24 protein-coding genes are annotated in these 26139 nt (G+C 46.5%); 3 read left to right on the forward strand and 21 right to left on the reverse strand.

The window, feature by feature from the left end:
• Positions 1 to 58 precede the first annotated feature (58 nt).
• The 4 genes from BN6465_RS11335 to nadA are packed head-to-tail and all read right to left on the reverse strand — an operon-like array spanning position 59 to position 3540.
• Positions 59 to 568 (reverse strand): transcription repressor NadR, encoded by a 510-nt coding sequence (locus tag BN6465_RS11335; protein WP_066734929.1) that lies wholly within the window; start codon positions 566 to 568, stop codon positions 59 to 61.
• Between the two features lie 12 nt (positions 569 to 580).
• On the reverse strand, positions 581 to 1432 hold the full coding sequence (gene nadC, locus BN6465_RS11340; protein ID WP_066734930.1) for a carboxylating nicotinate-nucleotide diphosphorylase: 852 nt from the start codon (positions 1430 to 1432) through the stop codon (positions 581 to 583).
• Positions 1425 to 2615, reverse strand: a complete 1191-nt coding sequence (locus tag BN6465_RS11345; RefSeq protein ID WP_066734931.1) for an L-aspartate oxidase — start codon at positions 2613 to 2615, stop codon at positions 1425 to 1427. The genes nadC and BN6465_RS11345 overlap by 8 nt, the downstream gene beginning before the upstream one ends.
• 19 nt (positions 2616 to 2634) lie before the next feature.
• Entirely contained in the window at positions 2635 to 3540 is a 906-nt protein-coding gene (gene nadA / locus BN6465_RS11350; protein ID WP_066735301.1) for a quinolinate synthase NadA, read from the reverse strand.
• Positions 3541 to 3682: 142 nt separating this feature from the next.
• On the opposite strand from nadA, the gene BN6465_RS11355 reads away from it, so the two are divergent.
• Entirely contained in the window at positions 3683 to 5446 is a 1764-nt protein-coding gene (locus BN6465_RS11355; protein ID WP_066734933.1) for a DUF885 domain-containing protein, read from the forward strand.
• 8 nt (positions 5447 to 5454) lie between these two features.
• Here BN6465_RS11355 and BN6465_RS11360 read toward each other — a convergent pair whose 3' ends face one another.
• The 9 genes from BN6465_RS11360 to BN6465_RS11400 form a co-directional block, all read right to left on the reverse strand.
• Positions 5455 to 6507 (reverse strand): PTS transporter subunit IIC, encoded by a 1053-nt coding sequence (locus BN6465_RS11360; protein WP_066734935.1) that lies wholly within the window; start codon positions 6505 to 6507, stop codon positions 5455 to 5457.
• Positions 6508 to 6657: 150 nt separating this feature from the next.
• Positions 6658 to 7182, reverse strand: coding sequence for a spore maturation protein (locus tag BN6465_RS11365; RefSeq protein WP_066734938.1), 525 nt, complete (start codon positions 7180 to 7182; stop codon positions 6658 to 6660).
• A gap of 85 nt (positions 7183 to 7267) precedes the next feature.
• On the reverse strand, positions 7268 to 8629 hold the full coding sequence (locus BN6465_RS11370; RefSeq protein WP_066734940.1) for an MATE family efflux transporter: 1362 nt from the start codon (positions 8627 to 8629) through the stop codon (positions 7268 to 7270).
• Positions 8630 to 8764: 135 nt separating this feature from the next.
• The gene (locus BN6465_RS11375; RefSeq protein ID WP_066734942.1) at positions 8765 to 9382 is read right to left on the reverse strand and encodes a nucleoside recognition protein; all 618 of its coding nucleotides are present in this window, start codon (positions 9380 to 9382) and stop codon (positions 8765 to 8767) included.
• A 140-nt stretch (positions 9383 to 9522) separates the two neighbouring features.
• On the reverse strand, positions 9523 to 9843 hold the full coding sequence (locus BN6465_RS11380; RefSeq protein ID WP_066734943.1) for a helix-turn-helix domain-containing protein: 321 nt from the start codon (positions 9841 to 9843) through the stop codon (positions 9523 to 9525).
• A 110-nt stretch (positions 9844 to 9953) separates the two neighbouring features.
• The gene (locus tag BN6465_RS11385) at positions 9954 to 10613 is read right to left on the reverse strand and encodes a response regulator (protein ID WP_066734945.1); all 660 of its coding nucleotides are present in this window, start codon (positions 10611 to 10613) and stop codon (positions 9954 to 9956) included.
• Between the two features lie 275 nt (positions 10614 to 10888).
• Positions 10889 to 12118 (reverse strand): AI-2E family transporter, encoded by a 1230-nt coding sequence (locus BN6465_RS11390; RefSeq protein WP_066734947.1) that lies wholly within the window; start codon positions 12116 to 12118, stop codon positions 10889 to 10891.
• Positions 12119 to 12137: 19 nt separating this feature from the next.
• Positions 12138 to 14780 carry a cation-translocating P-type ATPase gene (locus BN6465_RS11395; RefSeq protein WP_066734948.1) on the reverse strand — a complete coding sequence of 881 codons (2643 nt, stop codon included), beginning with the start codon at positions 14778 to 14780 and terminating at the stop codon, positions 12138 to 12140.
• A gap of 290 nt (positions 14781 to 15070) precedes the next feature.
• Positions 15071 to 16183 (reverse strand): ABC transporter ATP-binding protein, encoded by a 1113-nt coding sequence (locus BN6465_RS11400; protein ID WP_066734949.1) that lies wholly within the window; start codon positions 16181 to 16183, stop codon positions 15071 to 15073.
• A 281-nt stretch (positions 16184 to 16464) separates the two neighbouring features.
• Between BN6465_RS11400 and BN6465_RS11405 the strand changes: the two genes are divergently transcribed.
• Positions 16465 to 17187, forward strand: a complete 723-nt coding sequence (locus tag BN6465_RS11405) for a LytR/AlgR family response regulator transcription factor (RefSeq protein WP_066734950.1) — start codon at positions 16465 to 16467, stop codon at positions 17185 to 17187.
• 76 nt (positions 17188 to 17263) lie between these two features.
• On the opposite strand, the gene rsmI is transcribed toward BN6465_RS11405, so the two are convergent.
• The 7 genes from rsmI to BN6465_RS11440 all read right to left on the reverse strand — a co-directional run bounded on the left by rsmI (position 17264) and on the right by BN6465_RS11440 (position 23836).
• On the reverse strand, positions 17264 to 18106 hold the full coding sequence (gene rsmI / locus BN6465_RS11410; protein WP_066734954.1) for a 16S rRNA (cytidine(1402)-2'-O)-methyltransferase: 843 nt from the start codon (positions 18104 to 18106) through the stop codon (positions 17264 to 17266).
• 19 nt (positions 18107 to 18125) lie between these two features.
• Complete coding sequence (locus BN6465_RS11415; RefSeq protein ID WP_066734956.1) at positions 18126 to 18863, reverse strand: tRNA1(Val) (adenine(37)-N6)-methyltransferase; 738 nt, start codon at positions 18861 to 18863, stop codon at positions 18126 to 18128.
• A complete protein-coding gene (locus BN6465_RS11420) occupies positions 18853 to 19764 on the reverse strand; it encodes a PSP1 domain-containing protein (RefSeq protein WP_066734959.1) in 912 nt (303 codons plus the stop codon). The genes BN6465_RS11415 and BN6465_RS11420 overlap by 11 nt, the downstream gene beginning before the upstream one ends.
• Positions 19765 to 19767: 3 nt before the next feature.
• Positions 19768 to 20757: a DNA polymerase III subunit delta' gene (gene holB, locus BN6465_RS11425; RefSeq protein ID WP_066734962.1), complete on the reverse strand. Its 990-nt coding sequence runs from the start codon at positions 20755 to 20757 to the stop codon at positions 19768 to 19770.
• 129 nt (positions 20758 to 20886) lie between these two features.
• The gene (locus BN6465_RS11430) at positions 20887 to 21489 is read right to left on the reverse strand and encodes a nucleoside/nucleotide kinase family protein (RefSeq protein WP_066734965.1); all 603 of its coding nucleotides are present in this window, start codon (positions 21487 to 21489) and stop codon (positions 20887 to 20889) included.
• Complete coding sequence (locus BN6465_RS11435; RefSeq protein WP_066734967.1) at positions 21482 to 22900, reverse strand: aminotransferase class I/II-fold pyridoxal phosphate-dependent enzyme; 1419 nt, start codon at positions 22898 to 22900, stop codon at positions 21482 to 21484. Before BN6465_RS11435 ends, BN6465_RS11430 begins: the two co-directional genes overlap by 8 nt.
• A 33-nt stretch (positions 22901 to 22933) precedes the next feature.
• Entirely contained in the window at positions 22934 to 23836 is a 903-nt protein-coding gene (locus tag BN6465_RS11440; protein WP_066734971.1) for an AraC family transcriptional regulator, read from the reverse strand.
• Between the two features lie 113 nt (positions 23837 to 23949).
• Between BN6465_RS11440 and BN6465_RS11445 the strand changes: the two genes are divergently transcribed.
• On the forward strand, positions 23950 to 25143 hold the full coding sequence (locus tag BN6465_RS11445; RefSeq protein ID WP_066734974.1) for an MFS transporter: 1194 nt from the start codon (positions 23950 to 23952) through the stop codon (positions 25141 to 25143).
• 61 nt (positions 25144 to 25204) lie between these two features.
• On the opposite strand, the gene BN6465_RS11450 is transcribed toward BN6465_RS11445, so the two are convergent.
• Complete coding sequence (locus BN6465_RS11450) at positions 25205 to 26137, reverse strand: DUF4340 domain-containing protein (protein ID WP_199882825.1); 933 nt, start codon at positions 26135 to 26137, stop codon at positions 25205 to 25207.
• Positions 26138 to 26139 lie beyond the last annotated feature (2 nt).

Genomic DNA, 26139 nt, shown 5'->3' on the forward strand with positions numbered 1-26139 from the left:
AAAAAAGCAGTCCCCTCTGTCCAACAGATAGGGACTGCTTTTCATATAATTGACACAGCTAATTTTCCACAAGGAAGCGTTTTTCCCGAAGCATTTTTTCAATCAGATCCAGCGTTTCCTCATTCTCTGCCTCAACTTTATGATAATGATAGTTGGCGGTGATGTTCTTGAGCGGACTGGATTTTCCGCTCTTTAAGTCCTCCAGAAATTCCATCACCTTCCGTCTGGAATTAATCTGGAGCTCCGCCTCCATCTCTCCATAGACACGGTGGCGGATCATGACATTGACTATCTTTCCGCCCAAATCCACGATAGAGCAAAGTTCCTCCTCCAGCTCCTCATCCGTATGGCTGACCTTAAATACCCGGCTTGCCACCGGTACGGCATGGAGTATATAACCTCTGTTTGTCGATATAATATCATTGCCGGCCGCACGCAGCAGGGCAACATCCTGTACAATCACTTGACGGCTCACCTCATAAATCCGCGCCATCTCTTTCCCCGAGACCGGGACAGCGCTGCTCTTAATACGGCTCAACATGTCGTTCCTGCGCTCAGCACCTGTCATTCTTTTCTCCTCCTATACCGCATGTAGATTTTTCAAAGAGATGTCCAAAATAGGTGCCGAATGTGTCAGAGCGCCACTGGAAATGTAATCCACGCCAAGTGCGGTAAGCCGGCCGATATTTTCCTTTGTCACATTCCCGGAGCACTCTGTCTCTGCCCTGCCGTCAATCAGCGCAACCGCTTCCTCCATTTGCTCAGGAGTCATATTATCCAGCATGATAATATCGGCCCCCGCCTCCACAGCCTCGCGCACCATATCCAGATTCTCCACTTCCACCTCTATTTTACGGACGAAGGGCGCATATTCCTTGGCCGCCAGAACCGCCTCACGCACGCCGCCGGCCGCACCGATATGATTGTCTTTCAAAAGTACTCCGTCGGACAAATTGTATCTGTGGTTGTAACCGCCGCCGACCCGCACCGCATATTTCTCGAAGATACGCATATTCGGCGTCGTCTTTCTTGTATCAAGAAGTTTCGTCCTGCTGCCCACAAGGAGGCCTGCCACCTCATGTGTATACGTGGCAATCCCGCTCATCCGCTGAAGGTAGTTTAGGGCTACCCTCTCACCGGACAGCAAGACTCTGATATCTCCGGTCACAATGCCCATAAGCTGCCCATTCTTCACCTCATCCCCGTCCTTGCAGTATAGCTCCGTCTTGACCGTACCATCCAAAAGCTCAAACACACGCTGGAACACGGAGAGCCCGGCCACTACGCCATCCTGCTTACAGATGAGCTGCACCTCGCCGTCCACAGCTTCTTTCATCACCGAATTCGTAGTCACATCCTCACTTGAAATATCCTCCTCAAGCGCCTGCAAAATCAGGTGGTCTGCCTGCAGTGTCATTGTTATATCATTCATCTCGTCTACATCCTTTCCCTTTGATTTCTCCATCTATGGCCGCGGCCGCACGTTTTGCGAAGACAAGGCTTTCCAACAGGGAGTTGCTGGCTAGCCTGTTGGCGCCATGGACACCGTTGCAGCTGGTCTCCCCTACCGCAAAGAGCCTGTCCATAGAAGTCCTGCTGTCGCAGTCCACCCAGATACCGCCCATAAAATAATGCTGGGCGGGCACTACCGGGATACATTCCTTTGTCACATCATAGCCTTCTTCCAGACAATGCCGGTATATATTGGGAAAATGCCCTAGAATTGTCTCTTTGTCAATATGCTCCATAGAGAGCCACACAAAGTCCGTTCCGTCTTTCTCCATCTCTTCCTCGATGGCCTTGGTGACCACGTCCCTCGGAAGCAGTTCATCCACGAACCGTTCTTTTCTCTTGTTATAGAGCACCGCCCCTTCTCCCCGCACAGATTCCGATATAAGGAATCTGCGCCCGGACTTTTTAGAATAAAGTGTGGTGGGATGAATCTGGACATAATCCAGATGTTCCAGACGGATGCCGTGCTTTTTCGCTATCTCAATGGCATCTCCTGTCAAATGGGGATAATTTGTTGAGTGGCGGTAACGGCCGCCGATACCCCCGCTGGCCAATATCGTATAATCGGCCCAAATCTCCATCTCTTCGCCAGCTTTCGTCTTCGCCACAATACCGTGGCACCTTCCGGCACGCTCCAGAATGTCCGTCATAGCAGTATACTCATAAATCGCAACATTGGGGAGCTTCTTTACTTGTTCCAGCAGTTTACTGGTAATTTCTTTTCCCGTAATATCCTCGTGAAAAAGAATCCGGGGCTTTGAATGGGCGCCTTCTCTCGTATAGACAAACTCTCCGTTCTGCCTTTCAAATTCAACGCCACAGTCTACCAGATCGTCTATCACTTCCCGTGAACTGCGTATCATAATATCTACGGATTCCTTGCGGTTTTCATAATGCCCGGCCTTCATCGTATCCTCAAAATAGCTGGAATAATCTTCTTCTCCACGCAGTACACAGATGCCGCCCTGCGCCAAAAAGGAATCGCTGCTCTGCATATCCTCTTTAGTAATCATCACAATCTGCTTATCGCGGGGCAGGTTCAGCGCAGAAAATAGACCGCCTACGCCAGTTCCCACGATCACTATGTCTGTTTTCATTTCCATAACTTGTCCTTTCGCAGACCTATTTTGCCAGCTCCAGCATCCTCTCAAGCGGCTTCCTTGATTCCTCCCTAAGCCCCGTATCTACCTGAACCTCATTATCGCCGGTTTTCAGAACATGGAGAATCTTTTCCAATGTAATCCGTTTCATATCCGGACAGACCGGCTCAGTCTCTGTAAAATAAAATTTCTTCTGGGGATTGTCCTGCTGCAGTTGGTAACGTACGCCGATTTCCGTGCAGATAATGAACTCCTTGGCATCACTCTTCTTCGCGTAATTAATGATACCGGTAGTGCTGCCAATATAATCGGACATGGCAAGAACGGCCTGCGGACATTCCGGATGGGAAAGCACTTCCGCCTGCGGATGCATTTCCTTTGCCCTTCGGATCTCCTCTGTCTGCATGCGCTCATGTGTAGGACAGTATCCTTCATTGTATACAAAGGTCTTCTCCGGCACGAGTCCTGCGACGTAATGCGCCAGATTACGGTCTGGTATAAAGAATATGTACTGGTTCGGCAGCGCCTTCACTATCTGTACCGCATTGGCGGAGGTCACGCACACGTCCGAATGACGCTTCAGCTCCGCAGTAGAATTGATATAGCAGACCACCGCCAAATCCTCATATTTTTCCCGCATGGCTTGAATCGTATCCGCATCTGCCATATGCGCCATCGGGCAGTCGGCCTCTGCATCCGGCATCAGAACCGTCTTCTCAGGATTCAGCACCTTGGCGCTCTCCCCCATGAATGATACCCCGCAAAATACAATGGTCTGCTCACTGAGCCCCACCGCTACTTTGCTCAAGTAGAACGAATCACCTACATAGTCGGCAATGACCTGTACCTCCGGCTCTACATAATAATGAGCCAATATCACGGCGTCCTTTTCCTCTTTTAATTTTTGTATCTCTTCTGTTATCGTCATCATAACTCACCTTTCCCGTTAAAGTTACACCATTATAGCATATATATTTACAGGTGACAAGACACATGAAAACACAAAAATTGTTCGTCTACTATTGGTTTTATTATCATAAATTAATAAAAAACACCCTTATGGAGTTTCTATGCGCAGTTCATTCTCATCTTACCGCAGAGGCCTTTACCGGCTCCTCCTGACGACAACCGTTCTGATTCTAGTCCTCAGCGGCTGCAAAGCGTTTTCCAAAACAAGCCCTGATGACAAATCCTTCGAGACTTTTACCAACCGATTATTTCAACAGGAGGTATCCTCCAGCACCATAAGCCTCCATTATACCTTGCAGAATCCATCAGACTACGGGCTTCTGGACTATCCCATTACATACGGCAGCTTTTCCACCGACCCGGCCATGTCACACGCGGCATTGGAAAACTGCTCTGCGGCCCTGCACGAATTCAAAGATTCCGCACTCTCGAAAGAGAACCGGCTCACCTACGATGTTCTGGATTCTTATTTGGAAACCGCCTCGTCGGGCGCCCGCTTCCTTCTCTACGAAGAGCCGCTTAGTCCCGTCACCGGGCTTCATGCCCAGCTTCCGGTCTTACTGTCTGAATACCAGTTCCACTCCGCGGAAGATGTAGACATCTATCTCCAGTTGTTAGAAAAGACAGGAGATTATTTTGGCTCGCTCATACTGTTTGAGCAGACCAAATCCGACTCCGGGCTCTTTATGCCCGATTATCAAGTAGACTCCGTCACCGAACAGTGCCGCTCGTTTATAGATATGGGGGACAACAATTATCTTTACACTACCTTTCAAGAGCGCCTTAACACAGTGGACGGCATTACCGACAAGCAGAAGGAAACGTTTACCTCCAAAAACGCCTCCTGCATTCAGTCCGTAATCTTTCCTGCCTATGAAAACTTGATACAAGAGTTGACAAAGCTAAAAGGAACCGGCAAAAATGAAAAAGGTCTCTGCAACCTTCCCGATGGGAAGGCTTACTATGAATATGTGGTCAAACACAGTACGGGAATATCCGAAAGCATTCCTACACTACAGAAAATGACGAAAAAACAGATGGCGGAAGATTTGAAGGCCATGCAGAATATTCTTTACACCTCTGGAAGTACGGCCGACAGTCAGGCTGCCTCTATTCTCGAGACAACAGAGCCCACTTCCATGCTCAATGACCTAAAGAGCAAAATAACTGAGGCGTTCCCCTCTATACCTTCGGTCAACGTAAACGTAAAATACGTTCCCGAAGCGATGCAGGAATATTTGAGTCCCGCATTTTACATGATTCCTGCCATTGACAATTCAACCGACAATGTAATTTATATCAACGAAGGGCAGACCGTGAAAGGACTCAACTTATACACCACTCTGGCCCATGAAGGTTACCCGGGGCATCTCTACCAAACCGTTTATTTTGCCTCCAAGGAGGCCGACCCGGTCCGCAATATATTGGACTTCGGCGGTTATGTGGAAGGCTGGGCCACCTATGCCGAGATGATGTCATACTACATGGCCCCACTCTCCAAAAATGATGCGACTCTGCTCCAAAAAAACAGCTCAGTCATCCTAGGGCTCTATGCTTTGGCAGATATGGGTATCCATTACGATAATTGGAGCGTGACTGACACGATTAAGTTTTTTAAAGATTATGGAATTACCGATATCAACGCGATACAACGTGTTTATGAATTGATCGTGGGCGATCCGGGCAATTATTTAAAATACTATCTGGGCTATGTCAAAATCTTTCAATTAAAAAAAGAAATCGCCGCAGAATTAGGCAGCGATTTCAAACAAAAAGAGTTTCACAAGGCTGTATTGGATGTGGGCCCCGCTCCATTTGACGTCTTGGAGAACTATGTGAAAGAAGAATTGCTGGAAAAACAGTAAGCCGGTTTTTACATATCCAGCTTCAAATCATTTGTTCTTATCCAGCCCTTCTTCTTCATAGGTACCGCTATCAGCCAAGAAAGGAGACCCGGCAGCACAAAGCAGATAAGCACAAGGCCTGCCCAGTCCATTGCCGTCACCGCAGCTTTTGTCCCTTCCGCAATATCATTCATCCAGCCGGTATACACACCGATCTGCCCCACGAACCCGCAGGTCCCCATTCCGGACGAAACAGCGGGACCGTTCATCTTCAGTTGAAAGACACAGGTAGCGATGGGGCCGGTGACGGCGGAGGCCAGCGTAGGCGGGAGCCATATTCTTGGATTGCGGACAATATTGCCCATCTGCAGCATAGAGGTTCCGATGCCCTGCGCAAACAGGCCGCCCCAGCGGTTCTCCTTGAAGCTGATCACTGCAAATCCCACCATCTGCGCACAGCATCCCGCCACGGCAGCGCCTCCGGCAAGCCCGGTCAACGAAAGCGCTGCACAGATGGCCGCGCTGCTGATGGGGAGTGTCAACGCCATGCCGACGATGACAGATACCAGCACTCCCATGAAGAACGGCTGCAGCTCCGTGGCCCACATAATCGCGCCGCCCACACTGCTGGCCGCCGCTCCTATGGCAGGCGCCCACCATAGGGACAAAAGTACACCCACACTGATTGTCACAAGAGGAGTTACAATAATATCTATTTTAGTTTCTTTAGAAACTATTTTCCCGAATTCTGCTGCAAATATAGTCACTACCAGCACGGACAACGGGCCACCTGCTCCCCCCAATTCATTGGCCGCCATCCCCACTGCTGCCAGCGAAAACAGTACGAGTGACGGACACTGCAATGCATATCCGATAGAAACAGCCATAGCGGCACCGGTAGCCCCTTTCGCATAAGCGCCCACCGTTACCAATATCTCAATCCCTAACTGTTCCCCCAATGTGCTGATGATTGTCCCGATTAAAAGAGAGGCAAAAAGCCCCTGTGCCATAGCCCCCAGCGTGTCAATCCCATATCGTTTTGCCGAAAATATAACATTTTTCTTTTTTAGAAATTCCTTCATAAGTTCCTCCTCCGTATCTCATTCCTTCGTCCTCTACCATTTATTGACTATTATCCACATTCCCCGGCATTTCGTCAAGCAAAAAGCGAGGGTTCCATTTCCATTAGCTCCCCCGCTTTCTCAATCTATCCTTCTGCCCTCATCATACCGCTACATCATACCTGCCATAACCACACTGGCCGCCAGCCCGGCGAATGTGGCAATCATCGCTCCTGTCAAAGTGTATCTGGTCTTCGTCACTTTCGCCGTCATAAAGTAGACCGACATAGTATAGAAAATGGTCTCCGTGCATGCCATCGATATGGACGCAATCAGCCCTATGTATGAATCCGTCCCAAACTCTTTAAATATATCAAGTAGAAGTCCGGTCGCCGCCGAGGAGGAGAACATTTTTACAACGGTAAGCGGAACCAGCTCACCGGGAAATCCAAACGCCCCCGTAAACTGACCGATCAGTCTGGAGAGAAAGTCCAGAAATCCCGAAGCCCGCAGAATCCCCACCGCGACCATCAGTCCAATCAAGGTGGGCATAATCTTGATGACCGTAAAAAAACCACTCTTAGCCCCTTTAATAAACGTGTCATATACATTGACCTTCATACTCAATCCATAGATTACAATGCTCAGGATTAAGAACGGTACTATAAAATCAGCTATATACAAAAATGCCTTCATACGAAAAACTCCGCTGAATATCCTCTCTATCATTCTATTCATCTGCCCGGCGGCAAATGATTGAAATTGGTGAGAGACAAGAATTTTAATTAGTATAATACTTTTTAAATTTCTTTTCGCACTTTTTAATGACGTAATAATACATTACCAACAATAAGGCTCCGGCAAGTACCCATGCGGCAGGGCTTGCGAGACACACTCCCACGAAGCTTTTCTGCCGTGAAGCAATGACCGCCACGACACCGCGCCCCACCAGCTCTGCCACACCCGCCATCATGGGAAGCAGGCCAAATCCCATCCCCTGTATCCCATTCCGGTACAGGTTGACCACGGTCAGCGGAATAAAGAAGATACCCACACATTTCAAGTAGATATCCACCGATTTCATAATGTCCGCCACATCGCCGGAGAGAAACAGATAGGTCATGTATTTCCCCACGGTCATAATAACTGCCGCCACAATCACAGAGTAAACACACCCCATAATCGTAGCCACCTTAAATCCTTTTCTGATCCGCGGTATATTGCCTGCCCCGATGTTCTGGGCGCAGTAGGTCGCCATAGTCGTTCCCAGCGCGATATATGCCTGCGTCACAATCTGCTCAATCTTGCTGGCTGCCGTAAACGCGGCAACCTGAATAGAACCAAGAAGGTTCAGCGATGTCTGTACCATCATCGTGCCGATGGCCGTTATAGAATACTGTAGCGCCATAGGAAAGCCCACGGCTAGCTGAATCTTGAGCAGGTGTCCCTTAGGCTTCCAGTCCTCCCTTTCCAAATGCAGAACCGGTACTTTCTTTACGATATATACAAGACATAATATTCCCGAAACACCCTGTGCCGTTACCGTAGCATAGGCGGCGCCCGCAGCCCCAAGCCCGAACGCGATGATGAACACTAAATCCAGCACAATGTTTAAGAGCGCTGCCATAATCAAAAAGTACAGAGGTATCTTACTGTTGCCGAGGGCACGCAGGACACTTGCCAGCAGGTTATAAAGCATCTGCGCGAAAATGCCGGCACAGATAATCATGATATAGGCGTATGCATCCTCAAAGATGTCGGCAGGTGTATGCATAAATTCCAGCAGCGGCTTCATAAAGACCATACTGACAACGGTAAGGATGACCGACATACCTGCCGACAAGAGAACTGCACTTGCCACCGTCTGCCGCATAGCTGGCATATCTCCCGCCCCGAACCGCTGCGCCGTCAGCACGGTAAAGCCGGCCGTCATCCCCAGTACGAAGCCGATAATCAAAAACATAATCGTCCCTGTGCTTCCGACGGCCGCCAAGGCCTTAGTTCCCACAAACTTTCCTACAATCACGGTATCCGCCATATTGTAAAACTGCTGAAACACGTTCCCGATAAATATGGGCAGGGTAAAATCAAGTATAATTTTCGCCGGGCTCCCGGATGTCATGTCTTTCTGTAATGCCTTCATTGCTTTCCCTCTTCCATCTCAATTTTATATATGAACGTTTATTATATAAAATTGAAACATGAAATTCAATGGGGAGATTTCCAAAAAACGATAGCTATTATCATACATTTTCGTCAGATTGCAGAGGTATATATATTACACCCTCCGCCCCCTGTCCCTCATTTTGCAATATATAATCCCCGCCAGTGTACTCACCGATGTAGCAATAATCCCGGCTCCCACAATGGCCGCAGGATTCACGCTTCCATATTGGCTGCGGTAAGCAATAATATTTACCGGAATCAACTGGAGGGAAGAAATATTCACAATCAGGAACGTACACATCTCATTGCTGGCCACGCCTTTCTCGCGCACCGGCCCCGGCAGCCTTCCCCGCCTTCTGTCCTCCTCCAGCCTGCCAAGCTCATCCATCGCCCGAAGCCCCGCAGGTGTGGCAGCCCAGCCAAGCCCTAGTACATTAGCAATGATATTGGCCGTAATATGTTCCTCCGCCGGATGTCCCTTGGGAAGGCTTGGAAATAAAAACCGAATCAACGGCCGCATTCTCCGTGCGGCGCTCTCCATAATACCTGCTCTCTTAGCAATTTCCATCAATCCCACCCAGAAGGACATCACGCCCAGCATGGTGATACAGAGCGTGACAGCCTCCTTAGATGAATCCAGCGCAGCATTCGTAATATCCGGCATTTTCCCGGTAAAAGCGGCAAATACAACCCCAATCACTATCATACCTGCCCAGAGATAATTTAACATATATCCACTCCCATTATACTTATTCTACCTATATATATGAAAAGGAACAGTTCAATACTACTTGAACTGTTCCCTTATTTTTGTCAACAAAGCGGATATTTCCTTTGACATCCACCGGACATTCGTAATCTGACGTGACACTAGCTCTCCAGACTGCGGATAAATTTAAGCAATATTTTCTGCTCCTCTGCATTTAGTTCGCTCCATAATTCCAGTATTTCTTTCTGGGCATCTGTCAAATCAGGCCTGTCACCTTCCCCAGCAAAGAACTGGGCAAGCGAGATATCAAAAGCCTCGCATATTTTCTCCAAAGTTGGAATCGTGGGGATACTGGTTTTTGCAAATATATTTCCCAAGGCCGTCTGAGACATTCCTGTCAACCGTGCAAGCCGGTATTTCGAAAATCCATGTTTATCACATAATTCTTTGATCCGCTCCGCAACATAGTCCTCTACGCGCAAGCATTATACACCTCTCCTCTGATATGGTCTATAATTATTGTACCCTTTAATCAAAAGTTTGATTAGAACCATGTCTCTGGAGTAGTGTGCTCCACTTTAATTCAGTATATTTATTTACGGTCATTTACGGCTTTTGACATCATCAAATGGCGCAGCGCGCTTACATGCAGTGGTTTCGTGATAATCCCATCCATCCCCGCTTCTTTTACTTTTTCTATTTCTGCCTGATAGGTATTGGCCGTCAACGCTATGATAACCACCTTTCCGGCATCTTCCCGGCTCATGCCGCGAATCCTTTTTGCCGCCTCATAGCCATTCATATAAGGCATGCGTATATCCATAAGGATAAAGTCTATCTCTCCATTGCCGCTGTCTTCAAATATCTTCGTGGCTTCCAGTCCATCGACGGCCTGCAGAGTCGTGCATCCCCAGCTCTCGAGAATCTCACGTACAATCACTCGGTTAATCTCATTGTCTTCCACAATCAATATATTTTTGCCGTGCAGGACATCCTCCGCCATGACCGCTGCATCTACTTTATCCTCATAAAGTCCGGGCTCCATGATACCCTCCAGATTCAACAGCAACGCGAGCTGGTACTTAAGTTCCTCCGCCGACGCCTCAATCTTATCCAAATATTCTTCCATCTTGTTTGGATCATGCAGGTTCTGTCTCATCAGATATAGTAATCCACTAATCCCGTTTAACGGCGTTCTGATGTCGTGATTGACTTTTTCCCAAAATATTCTCTCATTTTCTATCTTTTTCATCTGACTTCACGGCCTCTCGAAATATAACGTATAGAAAAGTATTATACTCCATTACACTTTACTATTTGAATATGCTTATTATAGCACACACTCCACACCTTTTCATTAGTTTTTATTTCATAGGACGAATTTTCCTAATATTAGAACAAAGTGCGGCTGCGAAGCAGCTTTCCTCTGCACATTGTGTGCAACCCCCGGAAGGTTTTATTATATAGGAAAGTTCGAAGGACTTTCCTATATAATGAAATAAGCCCGGCATTCTGCCGGGCCTGTCATCAGTCATTTGCATGCTCTCTCTTGAAAGCTTCCTGCATCTTTTCTACTTCCTCTTCCGTATACTCCTCCACGGTGTGGGCCGTAACCTTCTTAATTCTGTGTTTCTTCAACTCCAAATATACGATTTCTCTGAAAAGCGTATATATCACAGACACAATAGGAATAAAAATCAGCATTCCCACAATCCCCATCAAGTTACCGCCGATGGTGACAGCCGCCAATACCCAAATAGACGGCAGTCCGACGGAGCCGCCAACTACATGAGGATAAATCAGATTCCCTTCTATCTGTTGCAAAATTAAAAACAGAACGACGAATATGAGCGCCTGTTTTGGGTTGACCATAAATATAAGGAAAAATCCTAATATGCATCCGATGAAGCCGCCGAAGATTGGAATCAGCGCAGTGAAAGCAATAATTATCCCTATCAATAGTGCATATGGCATGCGGAGCAAAGTCATTGACACAACGAACATGCTCCCCAATATGACAGCCTCCACACATTGGCCAGTCAGAAAGCTAGAAAAAGTCTTATAAGTAAGCGAACATACTTCAAGGCCTGCCTCCGCCTTTCTCTTTGGTATGAAGGCAAAAATTATTTTCCTCACCTGTACATGCAGCTTTTCCTTCTGTACCAAAATATAACACGCAAAGGAGAATGCAATGAAAAACGTCGCAAATCCACTGACGATGCTCATCGCGGCAGAAAGCGTTGTATTCATCATGTTCCCTGCACCGTTTCCAAGAAAATCCACGCCCCACTGAATCATCTTATCCGGGTCAAATTCCAATTGATTGACCCACGCCATGATATCAGGATTATTCGTAAATTCTTTTACCCACTCCTGCATCTTAGGAATAAACGCGGCAATACTCTGCCCTAGGTTTGAAAACGTCTCGGCAAGCTGTGGTACAAGGACAAACATGACCAGCACAATCACGCCGATAACAAGGGCAATAGTGACGATCAAGCTTAAAGGACGGGCAATTTTATTCTTTGCCGCACTCCTCCTCTCCTTATCTTTGCCAAAGATTTTACTTTCCAAAAAACTCATAGGCACATTTATTATAAACGCAATGGCGCCCCCAAGGACAAAGGGGAACACGATTCCCCATATGAACACCAGCGCGTCAAGCACAATATCAAACTTCCACAGACCCACGAGAAGAACCATGGTAAATACAATGAGCCCTCTGATTTTCTTAAAAGTCACTTGACTCCAATCCATAAACGTATCACTCTCCTATCTATCTTCTGTTGAACCTCCTGAACCATTTCAGAACTTGTATAACAAGCAGGTTCATGACTGCAAGCCCATATACCGTCATCATCTGAGGCATGCGCAAAGTTACTACCTTAAAAATCCCATTCAAAGCAGGGACTGTCAAGACTGCCGTGATCAATGCAAACCCTATCACGAACGCACCAATTAAATATAAATTATTGAAAAATCTTTTCGTGAACACTACCGGTCTTTCAGACTTACAGTTAAATCCATGAACCAGTCTGGACAGACAGAGCGTGCCGAAGGCAAAGGTGCTTCCCAGCGCCCCTCCGCCCTGCCGGTATCCAATCAAGAACCCCGCAGTCGTCGTACAGGCAATCACGAGCCCCTCCGTCCCTATTTTAATCAAAAAGTCTCTCGTCAGAATGGACTCATTGACCGGGCGGGGTTTCTCTTCCATCACCCTGCTCGTATGCGGTTCCACTCCTAACGCGATAGCCGGAAGGCTGTCCGTCAGCAAGTTAATAAATAGCAGGTGTACTGGGGCAAATGGTACCGGAAGCCCTGCGATGGAAGCGTACAGCACAGTCAAAATGGCGCCAAAGTTACCGGAAAGCAAAAATTGGATTGCGTTTTTTATATTGCGATAGACATTTCTGCCGTTTTCTACTGCCTTAATAATAGTAGCAAAGTTGTCGTCGGTCAATACCATCGCCGCCGCGTCCTTGGACACTTCTGTGCCAGTGATGCCCATGGCAACACCGATGTCCGCCTGTTTTAGAGCCGGGGCGTCGTTCACTCCGTCCCCCGTCATAGACACAATATTGCCCTTTTCCTGCCATGCCCGCACGATACGAATCTTGTGCTCCGGCGATACCCTTGCATACACCGAGATCCCCTCCACAAAATCTTTCAGCTCCTCATCCGTCAAAGACTCAATATCCGCGCCTTCACAGGCTTCACTGTCATCCTTTAGGATACCGATTCTACGGGCGATGGCCGACGCGGTCACCTTATGGTCACCGGTAATCATAATGGGCTTGATTCCTGCCCTGATACATTCTTCCACGGCAGCTTTTGACTCTTCTCTGGGCGGGTCCATCATAGCGATAAGTCCGAGGAAGGTTAATTCCTTTTCATCCTCCAGCGCAAGCCGTCCGTCCTTTTGGCCGGGTTCATAGGCCTTGTCTGCCGCTTGAGGCATCTCCTTGTAAGCGAATGCCAGTACCCGGAGCCCTTCCTGTGAAAACGCTTCGTTCTGGGCCACGATCTTCTCTATCTCTTCCTCTGTAACCGCACACACAGCTCCCTGCTTCTGTATTGCCGTCATACGGCCCAGCAGCACGTCCACAGCGCCTTTTACGACCATTATATATTTACCGTCTAATTTATGCAATGTGGACATTAGCTTCCTGTCGCTGTCAAACGGGATCTCACTCAGACGCGGATATTTCTCCCGAATCTCCTTTGCTTCCCTGTGCAGTGTACTTCCAAGGTTGATAAGAGCCGTTTCCGTCGGATCCCCCAGCTCCACTCCATCCACATTAGTAGAATCGTTACATAAAATACTGTATGTCAAAAGCTGGTTCTGTGCCCGGTCCTCCACATCAATGGCTGCCGCCCGTATCCTTCTCCCTTCCACATAATAGTCCTCTACCGTCATCTTATTCTGTGTCAAGGTGCCCGTTTTATCTGAACAGATGACCGACACACTGCCAAGGCCTTCCACCGCCTGCAGTTTGCGGATAATGGCATGCTCTTTCGCCATTTTCTGTGTTCCGAATGAAAGCACAATTGTAACAATGGAGCTGAGCGCCTCCGGAATAGCCGCCACAGCCAACGCCACCGCGAACAAAAATGCGTTCCCTATATCCTGACCCCTGAATACACTGATGCCAAACAGAATACCGCAGAAGACTAAAATAATTATAGAAAGCTTCTGGCCGAACTGATCTAAGCTGACCTGAAGCGGCGTCTTCTTCTCCGAAGTCGTCTTAAGCAGCCCGGCTATCTTACCCACTTCGGTTCCCATGCCGATTCCGGTAACGACAAAAGAACCGCGTCCATAGGTGACAAAGCTGCCGGAAAACACCATGTTCTTCCTATCTCCCAATGGAACTTCTTCTTCAATAACGTCCGATGTCTTGTCTACACCCACGCTCTCCCCCGTCAAAGCGCTCTCATCGATCTTCAAGCTTGCATTTTCTATTATCCTTCCGTCGGCCGGCACGTAGTCTCCCGCTTCAAGCAGGACGATATCCCCAACGGTAATCTCTCTTGTAGGAAGCAAAACTACGGCTTCACCCCGGAGAACCTTTGCCTCCGGTCCGGATAGCTTCTTAAGCCCCGCGAGCGACTGCTCCGCTTTCTTCGTCTGCACCGTCCCCAGCACTGCATTAATCGTAATCACGACGAGAATGACTGCGGCGCTCTCTCCGTCACCCAAAAATCCGGAAACTATGGCAGAAAAAATCAGAATAACAACCAGAAAATCCTTGAACTGCTCCAAAAACACAGCAAGGGTTCCCTTCTTTTTTTCTTCAGCCAGCTCATTTGCCCCATATTTTTCTTTATGTTTTTCAACATCGTCTGATGTCAGCGGCTCCTCGTATCCGTTAAGCTCCCGCTTTACTTCCGTGGCTGACAATTGATAAAATTCTTTCATAATATGTCTCCTCCTAATTTAGTATTTACCTCACAGAAGACGTTATACAAAAAAAAGACCCCTATTGCATGAACGTCCTGCAATAAAAGTCTCACCACTTCTTCACGGTACCGGATGTGCCCATCGTACTGACGACACCGCGAACGCATACAGCGTAGGTTACTCCCTCTTACTAACCCTTACTATACGCATTATTACCACCTTTGTCAATCTCAAATTCAAAAATAATAAAGAAGAATATAAGAAGCGCCCCACCGGAACTCAGCCGGCAGGGCACTAATTAGTTTATGTTAGTTAGTTATCGTCAATTCTGTCTCTTTGTCAAATACATGTATCTTCTCTGCGTCAAAAGCAAACTTAACTGTGTCGCCTGTCCTTGCGGTTGTTCTTGGGTCAACTCTCGCAGTCATGCTTGCTCCTTCGTAATCAAAGTACAGATAAACTTCTGCGCCAAGCATCTCATATACACGGATAGTCGCCTCAATTACAGTGTTAGGAGAAGATTCAATGAACATCTGCTCATCATGCACATCTTCCGGACGAATGCCAAGTACGACAGTCTTTCCATCATATCCTCCGTCTATAAGCTTTTTCGCTTTTGACGGTGGAAGCTCGATATCGGACGGTCCAATCTTAAGAGTAACCTTATCCCCTTTCACATTACATACAGCGTCAAGGAAATTCATCTGCGGAGATCCGATAAATCCTGCAACGAACAAGTTGCATGGAGTATCATATAATACCTGCGGTGTATCCACCTGCTGAACGATACCAGCATTCATAACAACGATTCTTGTACCAAGAGTCATAGCCTCTGTCTGGTCATGTGTTACATAGATGATTGTCGTCCCCAGTCTCTGATGTAGCTTTGAAATCTCAATACGCATCTGTCCTCTCAGCTTAGCATCCAAGTTAGAAAGAGGCTCATCCATAAGGAATACCTTCGGGTCACGCACGATAGCACGTCCCATGGCAACACGCTGTCTCTGTCCACCGGATAAAGCTTTCGGCTTACGGTCGAGTAGGCTTTCCAAATCAAGAATCTTTGCCGCTTCACGAACCATCTTATCGATTTCCGGTTTCGGAACTTTTCTCAGCTTCAATCCGAACGCCATGTTATCATATACAGTCATATGAGGATAGAGAGCGTAGTTCTGGAATACCATCGCAATATCCCTGTCCTTCGGTTCCACATCATTTACTACTTTGTCCCCGATTTTTAACTCTCCGCTGGAGATTTCTTCCAGACCTGCAATCATACGCAGTGTTGTGGACTTACCACATCCGGAAGGACCTACGAAGATGATAAATTCTTTGTCCTGAATTTCGAGGTTAAAATCTTTTACTGCTTCAAAACCGTTCGGGTAAACTTTGTTGATATGTTTCAATGATAAACTTGCCATTGGTTCTTTCCTCCTAAAATGTCTTTCTTTCCATCTGCGGCTTACCGCCTTATCTGTAATCAAGTATAATAAAAAAAAATACTTTGGTCTATGACTGACTTGAACAAAGATTTTTAATTTCTCTATGCAAGTTGACGAAAGTTTAATTTCTCAGATTTTTACTGATTGCATGTATTTTTTACCATTTTATTGTCTGTTTCTTACATAATAGTCGATTTTTTTATGCATTATGCTAAGATAACTATAATGTATCCTTAATTACAAAAAGGAGGTACAACATTATGAAAATCGCGATTGTTGACGATTCTGACATTGACCTTGAGATTCTTAAGGGCTTTGCGCTCCAATATTGTGAGTCCGCCCGGCTTGCCGGCTCTATCCATACATACAGCAATTCTCCCAGTTTCCTTGAAAATTTTCACCCAGGCAAGTATGACCTCGTTTTTCTGGATATAATGATGCAGGAAATAGACGGAATCTCTCTTGCCAGAGAAATCCGCAAAAAGGATTCCCATTGTTTTATTATATTTTCCACTTCCAGCTCCGATTATGCCATAGAAGGCTTTCAAGTCCGCGCATTTGATTATATGGTAAAGCCGATTTCTTATCAGCGTTTTGTGGAAACCTGTAATTTATGTATTGAAAAGCTCCCCTGCGACAACCACTATATAGAAGTCAAAGAAGGGCGTACTTACACGAAAGTGCTTATATCAGATATCTTATATACCGACTATTATAACCACTATATCCAGATACACACACAGACTTCCTTGATACGTTCTTACATGTCCTTTGGGGAATTTCAGCCAATGCTGAAAGATTATTCGCAATTTCTTTGTTGCTATAGAAATTGCACAGTAAATATGGATAAAGTAAATATGATTGAAGACCGTAACTTTGTTCTTCACAACGGCATCCGGGTCCCTATAGCGGCCAAGATGAAGCAGGAGGTGCATAAGGCATACCGGGATTATCTATTTCGCCGGAAGCTCCGATCACCATAGACCAAACTGAAATTTTCTACACCTTAAAAGGGATGAACATTGGCATTCTGATACATGCCTTGTCCATCCCTTTTTATTATTCATCCAGCAGCGCCTTATAGATATCCCGCTTTGGCATCCCTCTGTCCTTTGCCACCTGCTTCATGGCCTCTTTTTTTTCCTTTCCCTGTCCGAGATAATACTCCATATGTTCCGCGATGGTCATTTCTTCCCATCGGCTCTGCTCTTCCTGACGTATCTCTTCCCTAGACTTTCCTTCAATCACCAGCACGCACTCGCCCTTAGGTTCATGTAACTCATAATAAGCAGCAGCCGAAGCCAAGGTCGTCCTAAAAGCGGTCTCGTGCTTCTTTGTAAGTTCACGGCACACGGTCACTCTTCGTTCCCCAAGCACTTCCCATAGTTCTTGCAACGTTTTCCACAAACGGTGGGGCGCTTCATAGACAATGATGGTCCGTGTCTCCTCCACAAGCTCTGCCAGTATTTCCTTCCGCTCCTTCTTGTCTGCGGGAAGAAATGCCTCGAAGCAAAACCGTCTGGTAGAAAGTCCCGATAAAGTCAGCGCCGTAATACACGCCGCCGCCCCCGGCAGAGAAGTCACCTCAACACCGGCCTCACAGCACATCTTGACCAATTCTTCTCCCGGGTCTGAGATTCCGGGAGTTCCCGCATCCGTAATCAGCGCAATGTTCAGGCCCGCCTGAAGCTTTTCCACGAGCCTCTTTCCTTTTTCAATTTTATTATATTCATGATAGCTGGTCATGGGCGTCTTGATTTCAAAATGGTTCAATAGTTTAATGCTGTTGCGCGTATCCTCCGCCGCTATCAAATCAACTTCCTTCAATATACGCACCGCCCGGAAGGTCATGTCTTCCAGATTCCCTATAGGCGTAGCGCACAAATACAAGGTTCCTGCCATATTCTACTCCGTTTCCGGGTTACATTCCATAAAGCTTAAGCAGCTCTTCTGTGTAATCCCCGTTCTTTTCATAAACAATCAGAGGCGGCTCCACCGTCATTCTGGATTTCGCTCCTCTCATCCCTTCAATCAGCACCATATTCGGCTCTTTATCCACATATGGATAGACCAGCCGCATACGCTTCGGCTCTATCCCTTCCGCGCACATCTTACTGCATATCTCCGCCAGCCTAAACGGACGGTGCACCATATAGAACCGCCCTCTGGGCCGCAGTATTCTTGCGCTCTCCCTCAGAATATCGTCCAGTGTACATAAGACTTCATGCCGTGCAACCGCTTTTGCACTCTCCGGATTCGAGAGTCCGTGCTGCCCGATCATATAAGGCGGATTGGTCGTGACCACATCAAAAGAGTCTGCTCCGAATATGGAAGAAGCTTCTTTGATATCACCCTCTACTATGGAAATCTTTTGTTCCAATCCGTTCAAACTGACACTCCGCGCCGCCATCCCGGCACTGTCCGCCTGTATCTCCAGCCCGGCAAAGTGTCTTCCTTTTGTCTTTGCTTCCAAAAGAATAGGGAGAATCCCCGTACCTGTCCCCAAGTCCAGAACATATTCTCCCTCTTTTATCTTGGCAAAAGCGGAAAGAAGCACTGCGTCCATCCCAAAGCAAAACCGCCCGGGATGCTGAATAATCCGATATCCTTTTATCTGCAGGTCATCTAACCGCTCACCGTCTCTTAAATTAATTGTCATCTAACTTTGACGCCCCTTCACCCTTTTCCAGCGCCGCCAGCTGCTTCAATTCTTCCTTAGAAAGCTTCATATCATTTTTCTTGCGCCGCGGCCGGAACTTCAGCTCATCAGCCCGGTATTCCCGGATTTCCTTCTCATCATTGTCCAATGTAACGATTACTTTCGCTAATTGTCTAAGTACACTTAAAGACTGTACCTCGCCTTTAAGCCCCTCCGGCGTCGTCACCGTATCTCCCATGGCGGGAAGTTTGCTGTTCAAATCCTCATAGGTCTCTTCCTCGTTGGTCAGGCAGCACATCAGCCTTCCGCAAACGCCAGATATCTTCGTGGGATTCAGAGACAGGTTCTGCTCTTTCGCCATCTTGATAGACACCGGCGCAAACTCGGACAGGTAGGTATGGCAGCAAAGTTCGCGTCCACATATGCCAATACCTCCCCGTATCTTCGTCTCATCCCTGACACCGATCTGACGCAGCTCGATTCTGGTACGGAAAACCGCCGCAAGATCCTTTACCAGTTCACGGAAATCAATTCTTCCGTCCGCCGTAAAGTAAAAGAGTACCTTGTTGTTGTCAAACGTATATTCTGCGTCGATCAGCTTCATCTCCAGCCCATGCTTGTGAATCTTCTCCAGACAGATTTGAAATGCTTCTTTCTCTTTCTTCCGATTCTTTTCTTCTGTCTTTTTGTCTTCCTCTGTGGCAATTCTGATTACCGCCTTCAAAGGCTGCATAATCTCTTCATCCGGTACTTCCTTCGGCCCCATCACTACATCGCCGAATTCAACGCCCCTCGCAGTTTCCACAATCACTTGATTACCCTTTTCGATAGGGAACTTGCCCGGAGAAAAATAATATATTTTTCCTGCGGTCCGAAAACGGACTCCAATCACTTTCGTCATCGTTTAATTCTCCTTTATCGTCAATAACAGAAGTTCCATAACAAGATCAAAGTTGACATTGGCTTTCAAGCGGGTCTTTGCCTTTTCAATCGCCTCCAGAATCGTGCTGATTCCCTCATAAGAACTCTTTCTCGCCCGCTCTTTGATGTATTCCATCTGCTCTCCGAAAATGACCCGGTCAATATTCTTTGTTGCTTTGTAGAGGAGTACATCCCGATACCAGATCATCAATATATCCAGATAATCGGTAATCTCAATCTTATACACAGACACCCTTTTTACGGCCTCCACCAGCTCCGGCAGTTCCATATCATCTATATTCTTCAAAAGCGAAACCGCTTCATCTTTAATTTCATTGAAATGTTCAGAGTTGGCCAGCATGATTGCTTTTCCAATATTTCCCTGTGCAAACGCGGTACAGACATCCGCCTTATAATCCGGTATCTGTAAATTCTCCATCAAATACTTTTTCACCAGTGTATCTTTAATATTGCGGAGCTTTAGCATTACACATCTCGAGCAGATCGTGGGGAGCAGGCTCTCTGCATTCTCGGTCAACAGAAGAATCACCGCGTAAGCCGGCGGCTCCTCAATCGTCTTTAGCAGCGCATTCTGAGCCTGAACCGTCATCATATCCGCGTCCGGAACAATATAAACCTTATACTTCCCGTTGTACGGTTTAACCTGAATGTCCTCATTGATCTGTACACGGATATCATCTACACCAATGGAGTTCGGCTTCTCATGAGTCACTTTAATAATATCGGGGTGATTGCCGCTGACGGCCTGTTTGCAGGAATGGCACTCATAACATGGCTCTTCCTCCCCGTTCTCGCACTGCAGAGTCTGCGCAAAAAGCTTAGCCAAAAGCTTTTTGCCGGAGCCCCGCTCACCGTTCAAAATGTAAGCATGGGAAACCTTGTCCTGCTTTACTGCAGTCTGTATATATTGAATGATATCTTTATGTCCTACGACATCTTTAAATCCTGACATATGTCTCACCTTCTTTTATCTCTTCCTGTTTCTTTCACTGCCGGGCAGAATATACCCGACTATACGCTAGTATAACATAATTTAGGCCGAATACCTAGCAAAATTTCCTTATCTGCTTTCTATTATAATCTATAATTCCTCTCTATGATTGACAAAACTTTGAATTCTTTCTGAAATTTTTCTTAAACAGTCTTCCAGATTATCATTGATGAAACGGTCATCCTTGCCCACGCCCTTCAGTTTTTCCTCTGAGAAATCCTCCGTATCTGCAAGAAATCTTCTGCACAATTCCGCATATTTTGGCTCACTCTGCCTCTGCTCCCTCTCGATAGCCCTTAGAAGGCGCCGGCCGTCCTCCACTTCTATATACACCGGCACCAGCGCGTCCTCTCCAAAATATTCTTTCATTTTCTCATAGGATTCTAACGTTCCAATCATGAGATAATTATCATTTACCAAATCAAATTGTCCGTCATCCACGGTAAAATATTTCCAAATCCCGTGAATCGTATGATACTCACGAAGTTCTATGACCTTTCCGGCTTCTTGAAAGCGCTTAAGGCCTTCCTCATTCGTAAAATGGTATTCCCGCCCTTCCTCTTCTCCTTTACGGATGGGGCGGGTCGTATACAACGTTACCGTTCTGAGCTTCGGAAACTGCTCCTTGAGTCTCCCGTATATGGTATCCTTTCCCGAAGAACTTTTCCCCATCAGATAAAATATCTTACCCATGATTCCACACCTTTATCTTCCCTTTCTCCTCGATTCCCTCGACTTGAAATCTCTTCCTGTCGTAATATTCCAAAAGGCTGGCCGCCGCCTCGCTTATCTCCTCGCCCGGGATAATGACCGGACTTCCCGGCGGATAAAGATACGCATATTCCAGCGACACTCTGCCTGCCGCATCTCTCCAGCGAAGCAGTTCACTCTTATGGCTTTGACGTAGACACTCCACCTCATAAGGTGTATACACCTGTCTGAGACGGGGCAGCTCCCCGCTGACCTCCTCGCCACTTCCATCCGCCGCTGCTCCGGCCTCCGAATCGATTTCGTAGAGCGCATCCCGCAGTCTGCGGAACCCTTCTTCTGTATCGGCCACCGATGTCATGGCAAGCACGTACGTCCCCGCCGTCATTTCCATTTGTAGATGAAAGTCACTAAATAGTTTGTTATATAATTCTTTACTAATCATATCGGTCTTATCCACCGATATCACCAATTTAGATTTATCATAGTGCGGGGTCTCCAAAATGCGTAATTTCCGCAGCCCCTTCAATTCTTCCCGAAACCTGTCCAGACGCTTCACATATCGTTCAAACTCCATAACCCCACTATTTTCCAGCCAATCCACACAGGCATCCAGACTGGCCATGAAAATATAAGAGGGACTGCTGGACTGGAGCATATCCAAGTATTTTCTTATCCTGCCTCTGTCCGCATATGGGCCATTGATATGGAGCAGCGCCGTCTGTGTCAATGACGGCAAGGTCTTGTGAAGGCTGTTGATTACAACGTCGGCCCCCAGACTGTTGGCACGCTCAGGAAAATAAGGATGAAAACCAAAATGTGCCCCATGGGCCTCATCCACAATGAGCGGAATCCTATGGCGGTGGGCAACCTCCGCGATCGCCTTCACATCCGACACTACACCGTCGTAATTGGGGGACACGATTACAACGGCTTGAATATCCGGCTCCTTTAAAAGTTCCACCTCCACATCCGCTGCACGTATCTCTCCATTCATATGTACCTGACCGTCAAACTGCGGGTACACATACCGGGGAACAAGCTCATTTAAGTAGACGGCATGATGCACGGACTTGTGGCAGTGGCGGGCAATCAGAATCTTCCCGCCCTTGTGGGTACATCCCAAAATCCCGCTCAAGATTCCTACCGTGCTGCCATTCACCAGAAAATGTGTCTCCTCCGCGCCGAATACTGCCGCCGCCCGCTCCTGCGCCTCCTTCAAAATTCCTTCTGCATGGTGCAGGTCGTCGAACCCCTCAATCTCCGTGATATCCAGCTCATAGGGAAGCCCAAGCCCCATAAGGTCACCGTTGCGCTTATGTCCCGGCATGTGGAACCCATAATAATCACTGTCTCTGTATTCTGTTAACCTGTCATATAATCTCTTTGTTGACATAAACCTCTCCTATAGGCATTTCATCCATGTACTTCATTCAGAAAGAAATTGGCCCTTTTTTCTATACTCATTTGGCGTCATGCCAAAAAGATTTTTGAACTTGCGGCAGAAATATCCTGCATCTTCAAAGCCCGTTTCATTTGCTATAGAAGCAATACTGTCTTCAGTGTTGGAAAGAAGCCTTGTCGCTTGTCTTAATCTGTAATTAATCAAATAGCTGACTGGCGACGTGTGGAGATATTCTTTGAATATGTTCAGTACGCTGCTCTTACTCATTGAAACAGTTTGCGCAATGTCATCTAACGTAATACGATAGCGATAATTTCTTTGTATATAGTGCATCATAATTTGCAGCCTGCCGCGTATTTGTATAGATTTTTCAGAAATATTCTCTTTGTCTGTCAAACAGATATTGTCAAACATTATCCTCCATAATCTTATAATCAGTTCCACAGTAATGATTTCACTGTTCTTCTTGGAATTCTGAATAGAAAATACTGATACAAGCACATCGATTATCTCTTTTTGAATTTTATTTTCCGATGAAAGTATGATGCATTCCACTGAAGAATCAAGCACAGGCTTTATATATTTGCGGAAAATCAGACTATCGTGAGCCGCAAGCAGTGTTGGTAAAAATACAATATTCGGTATAATCGTGCTTTCTTTCGCCTCAAATCGGTGAATCACCCGCGTGTTAATAAATATACCACTGCCTGCATGAAGCGTATATATTTCACTGCCAATAAAAATTATCGCTGTTCCCTTTTCCACAAAAACAAACTCTACTTCTGGGTGCCAGTGCCAGTCGATACAATGAAGGTCAAAATCCCATATGTCCTCATAATAATATTGAAATGGATATTCTTCACTGCCATGATTTACCACTTCCCTCAAAGTTTGGTCTGTAATTGTCTTTGAATATTCATTGTCCATTTTACATTTGCACCTCTATTACGATATATTACAATAAAATTGGGATTTTCTACATTGATTTATCATTGCTTTGTGATATAATCATATCGCTCTAGAAAGGAGATGTCAATATAATGAATAAATATAAGAGAACACTAGTAGCCTGTTATCTTGGCCTTATCACTCAGGCAATAGCAGCAAATTTTGCACCGCTGCTGTTTTTGATATTCCACAATTATTATAATATACCGCTTGGAAAAGTTGCACTGATTTCTTCAGTATTATTTATCACACAGCTTGTGGTCGATGTCTTATGTGCACGTTTTGCGGACAAGATAGGTTACCGTAAATGTGTTATTGGCTCGCAAGTATTTTCTGCAGTAGGATTCATCGGACTTGCATTTTTACCGGAAATGCTCCCCGATCCGTTCGTTGCAATAATTCTGAGCACAATAATTTATGCCACTGGAAGCGGCTTGACAGAGGTACTGTGCAGTCCTATTGTGGAGGCCTGCCCAACAGAGCACAAAGAAGCGGCAATGAGCCTGCTTCATTCTTTTTACTGTTGGGGCTCCGTGGTAGTTATTATGCTATCGACCCTGTTCTTTGTCGTGTTTGGAGTAGAAAAGTGGAGAATTCTTGCTTGTATATGGGCGGCTGTTCCACTTTTCAATATATATAATTTTGCAGTATGTCCGATTGAACAGTCTGTCGAAAACGGAAAGGCTATGAAAATCAGGAATTTACTGAAAGTGCCGTTATTCTGGCTAGCTATTCTTCTGATGGTGTGCTCAGGGGCATCGGAACTGTCAATGGCACAGTGGGCGTCTGCTTTTGCAGAGTCTGCTCTTGGTCTGTCCAAGGTAATAGGAGATATTGCAGGCCCTTGTATGTTTGCTGTGACTATGGGGATTAGCCGTGCAATTTATGGTAAATACGGTAATAAACTTGACCTGATGAAATTCATGCTTGGATCAGGTTTCCTCTGCCTATTGTGTTATATTACTGCCTCTCTGTCAAGTCTTCCGGTGCTCGGACTCCTTGGTTGTATAATGTGCGGCTTTTCAGTGGGAATTATGTGGCCGGGTAGTATAAGCGTATGCTCTGAAAATATGCCGACAGGGGGCACCGCAATGTTTGCACTGCTTGCAATGGCAGGTGATCTTGGCGGAGCGCTAGGTCCCGGAATTGTGGGAAATATTGCTCAGCGTGCAGGGGACAATATGAAGACCGGGATGCTTGCAGGCAGCATCTTCCCGTTTATACTGACCGTTGCTATTTTATTGTTGAAAATAACCAGACATAAAAAATACGAAGAGAACAGTTGAAAGTAAAAAAGAGAGAAAGCCCCATGTCAGGAACCTTTCTCTCTTTTCCGCACGCTTCCACCTATAACCCTAATGCTGTCTCCACATTAGATACGGTCACTGTATTTACCATCTGCGAGCCGTCAAGCTGTACATAATAGTATGTGCCCGTGGAGTCCTTACTGCCCACATAAAACGTAAGCTCTTTTTCCTCCGAATCGCCGTCCTCATTGGTTTCTTTATAAGTGAGCACAACTTTTATCCTGCTCTTTTCGTCCAAACCATAGTCCGCCAGCGTCTTCTCCGTCACATGATAATCTGCGCATGCCGTGAAATAAAATCCCGAATACCCTCCGCTCACGGCCGTCACCGCATCTTTCTGTGCCTCGTCCGCCGCGTCAAATATAGTTTCTGTCCCATCGGCTTTTGTAACCACCTGCTTCACAAAATTCTGCTCCGTCACGCTCACAAAGTTCTCTTTCTGCACGATATTTTCCAAATCCCAGGCCAGCTGGGAGAGGAGCTCCGCCGAAACGGTATAGACCTTCTCATCATCCTCATGCATAAGATAATAGTTATCCCCTGCCGCCGAGCCAATCAGCAGCAGATCCGACTTTCCGTCTTCCGCAGTCAGAAGCAGCTTGTAAGCCGGCTTTTCCAAACCATAATCAGCCAAATCATCAGGCTCTCCAATCTCCTTCACCGCAGTAATATTTATAAATGCATTTTCCATGGAGGACATGACGCTCTCAGACAGGGGGATTGTTGTATCGTCCTTATATTTCCATTCCCCGCCTTCCTTTTGGAATTCCATAGTCTTCCCTTCGCTGTCCTCATAAGAAATCTCCTTTAAACCGTCCGCTTTGTAGATCTGGACTGTTTCTTCGGCCTGCTTCTGCTTTTCTTCCTCCACTTTTTTCTCATTGATGCTCTTCATAGCAAAAAAGACGATTAACAACACAACAAGAATGAGCAAGAGGAGCCACACTGTCTTCTGTTTTGATTTTTTCTTCATCC

The organism is Bariatricus massiliensis (genome assembly GCF_900086725.1).
Lineage (GTDB): Bacteria > Bacillota > Clostridia > Lachnospirales > Lachnospiraceae > Allocoprococcus > Allocoprococcus massiliensis.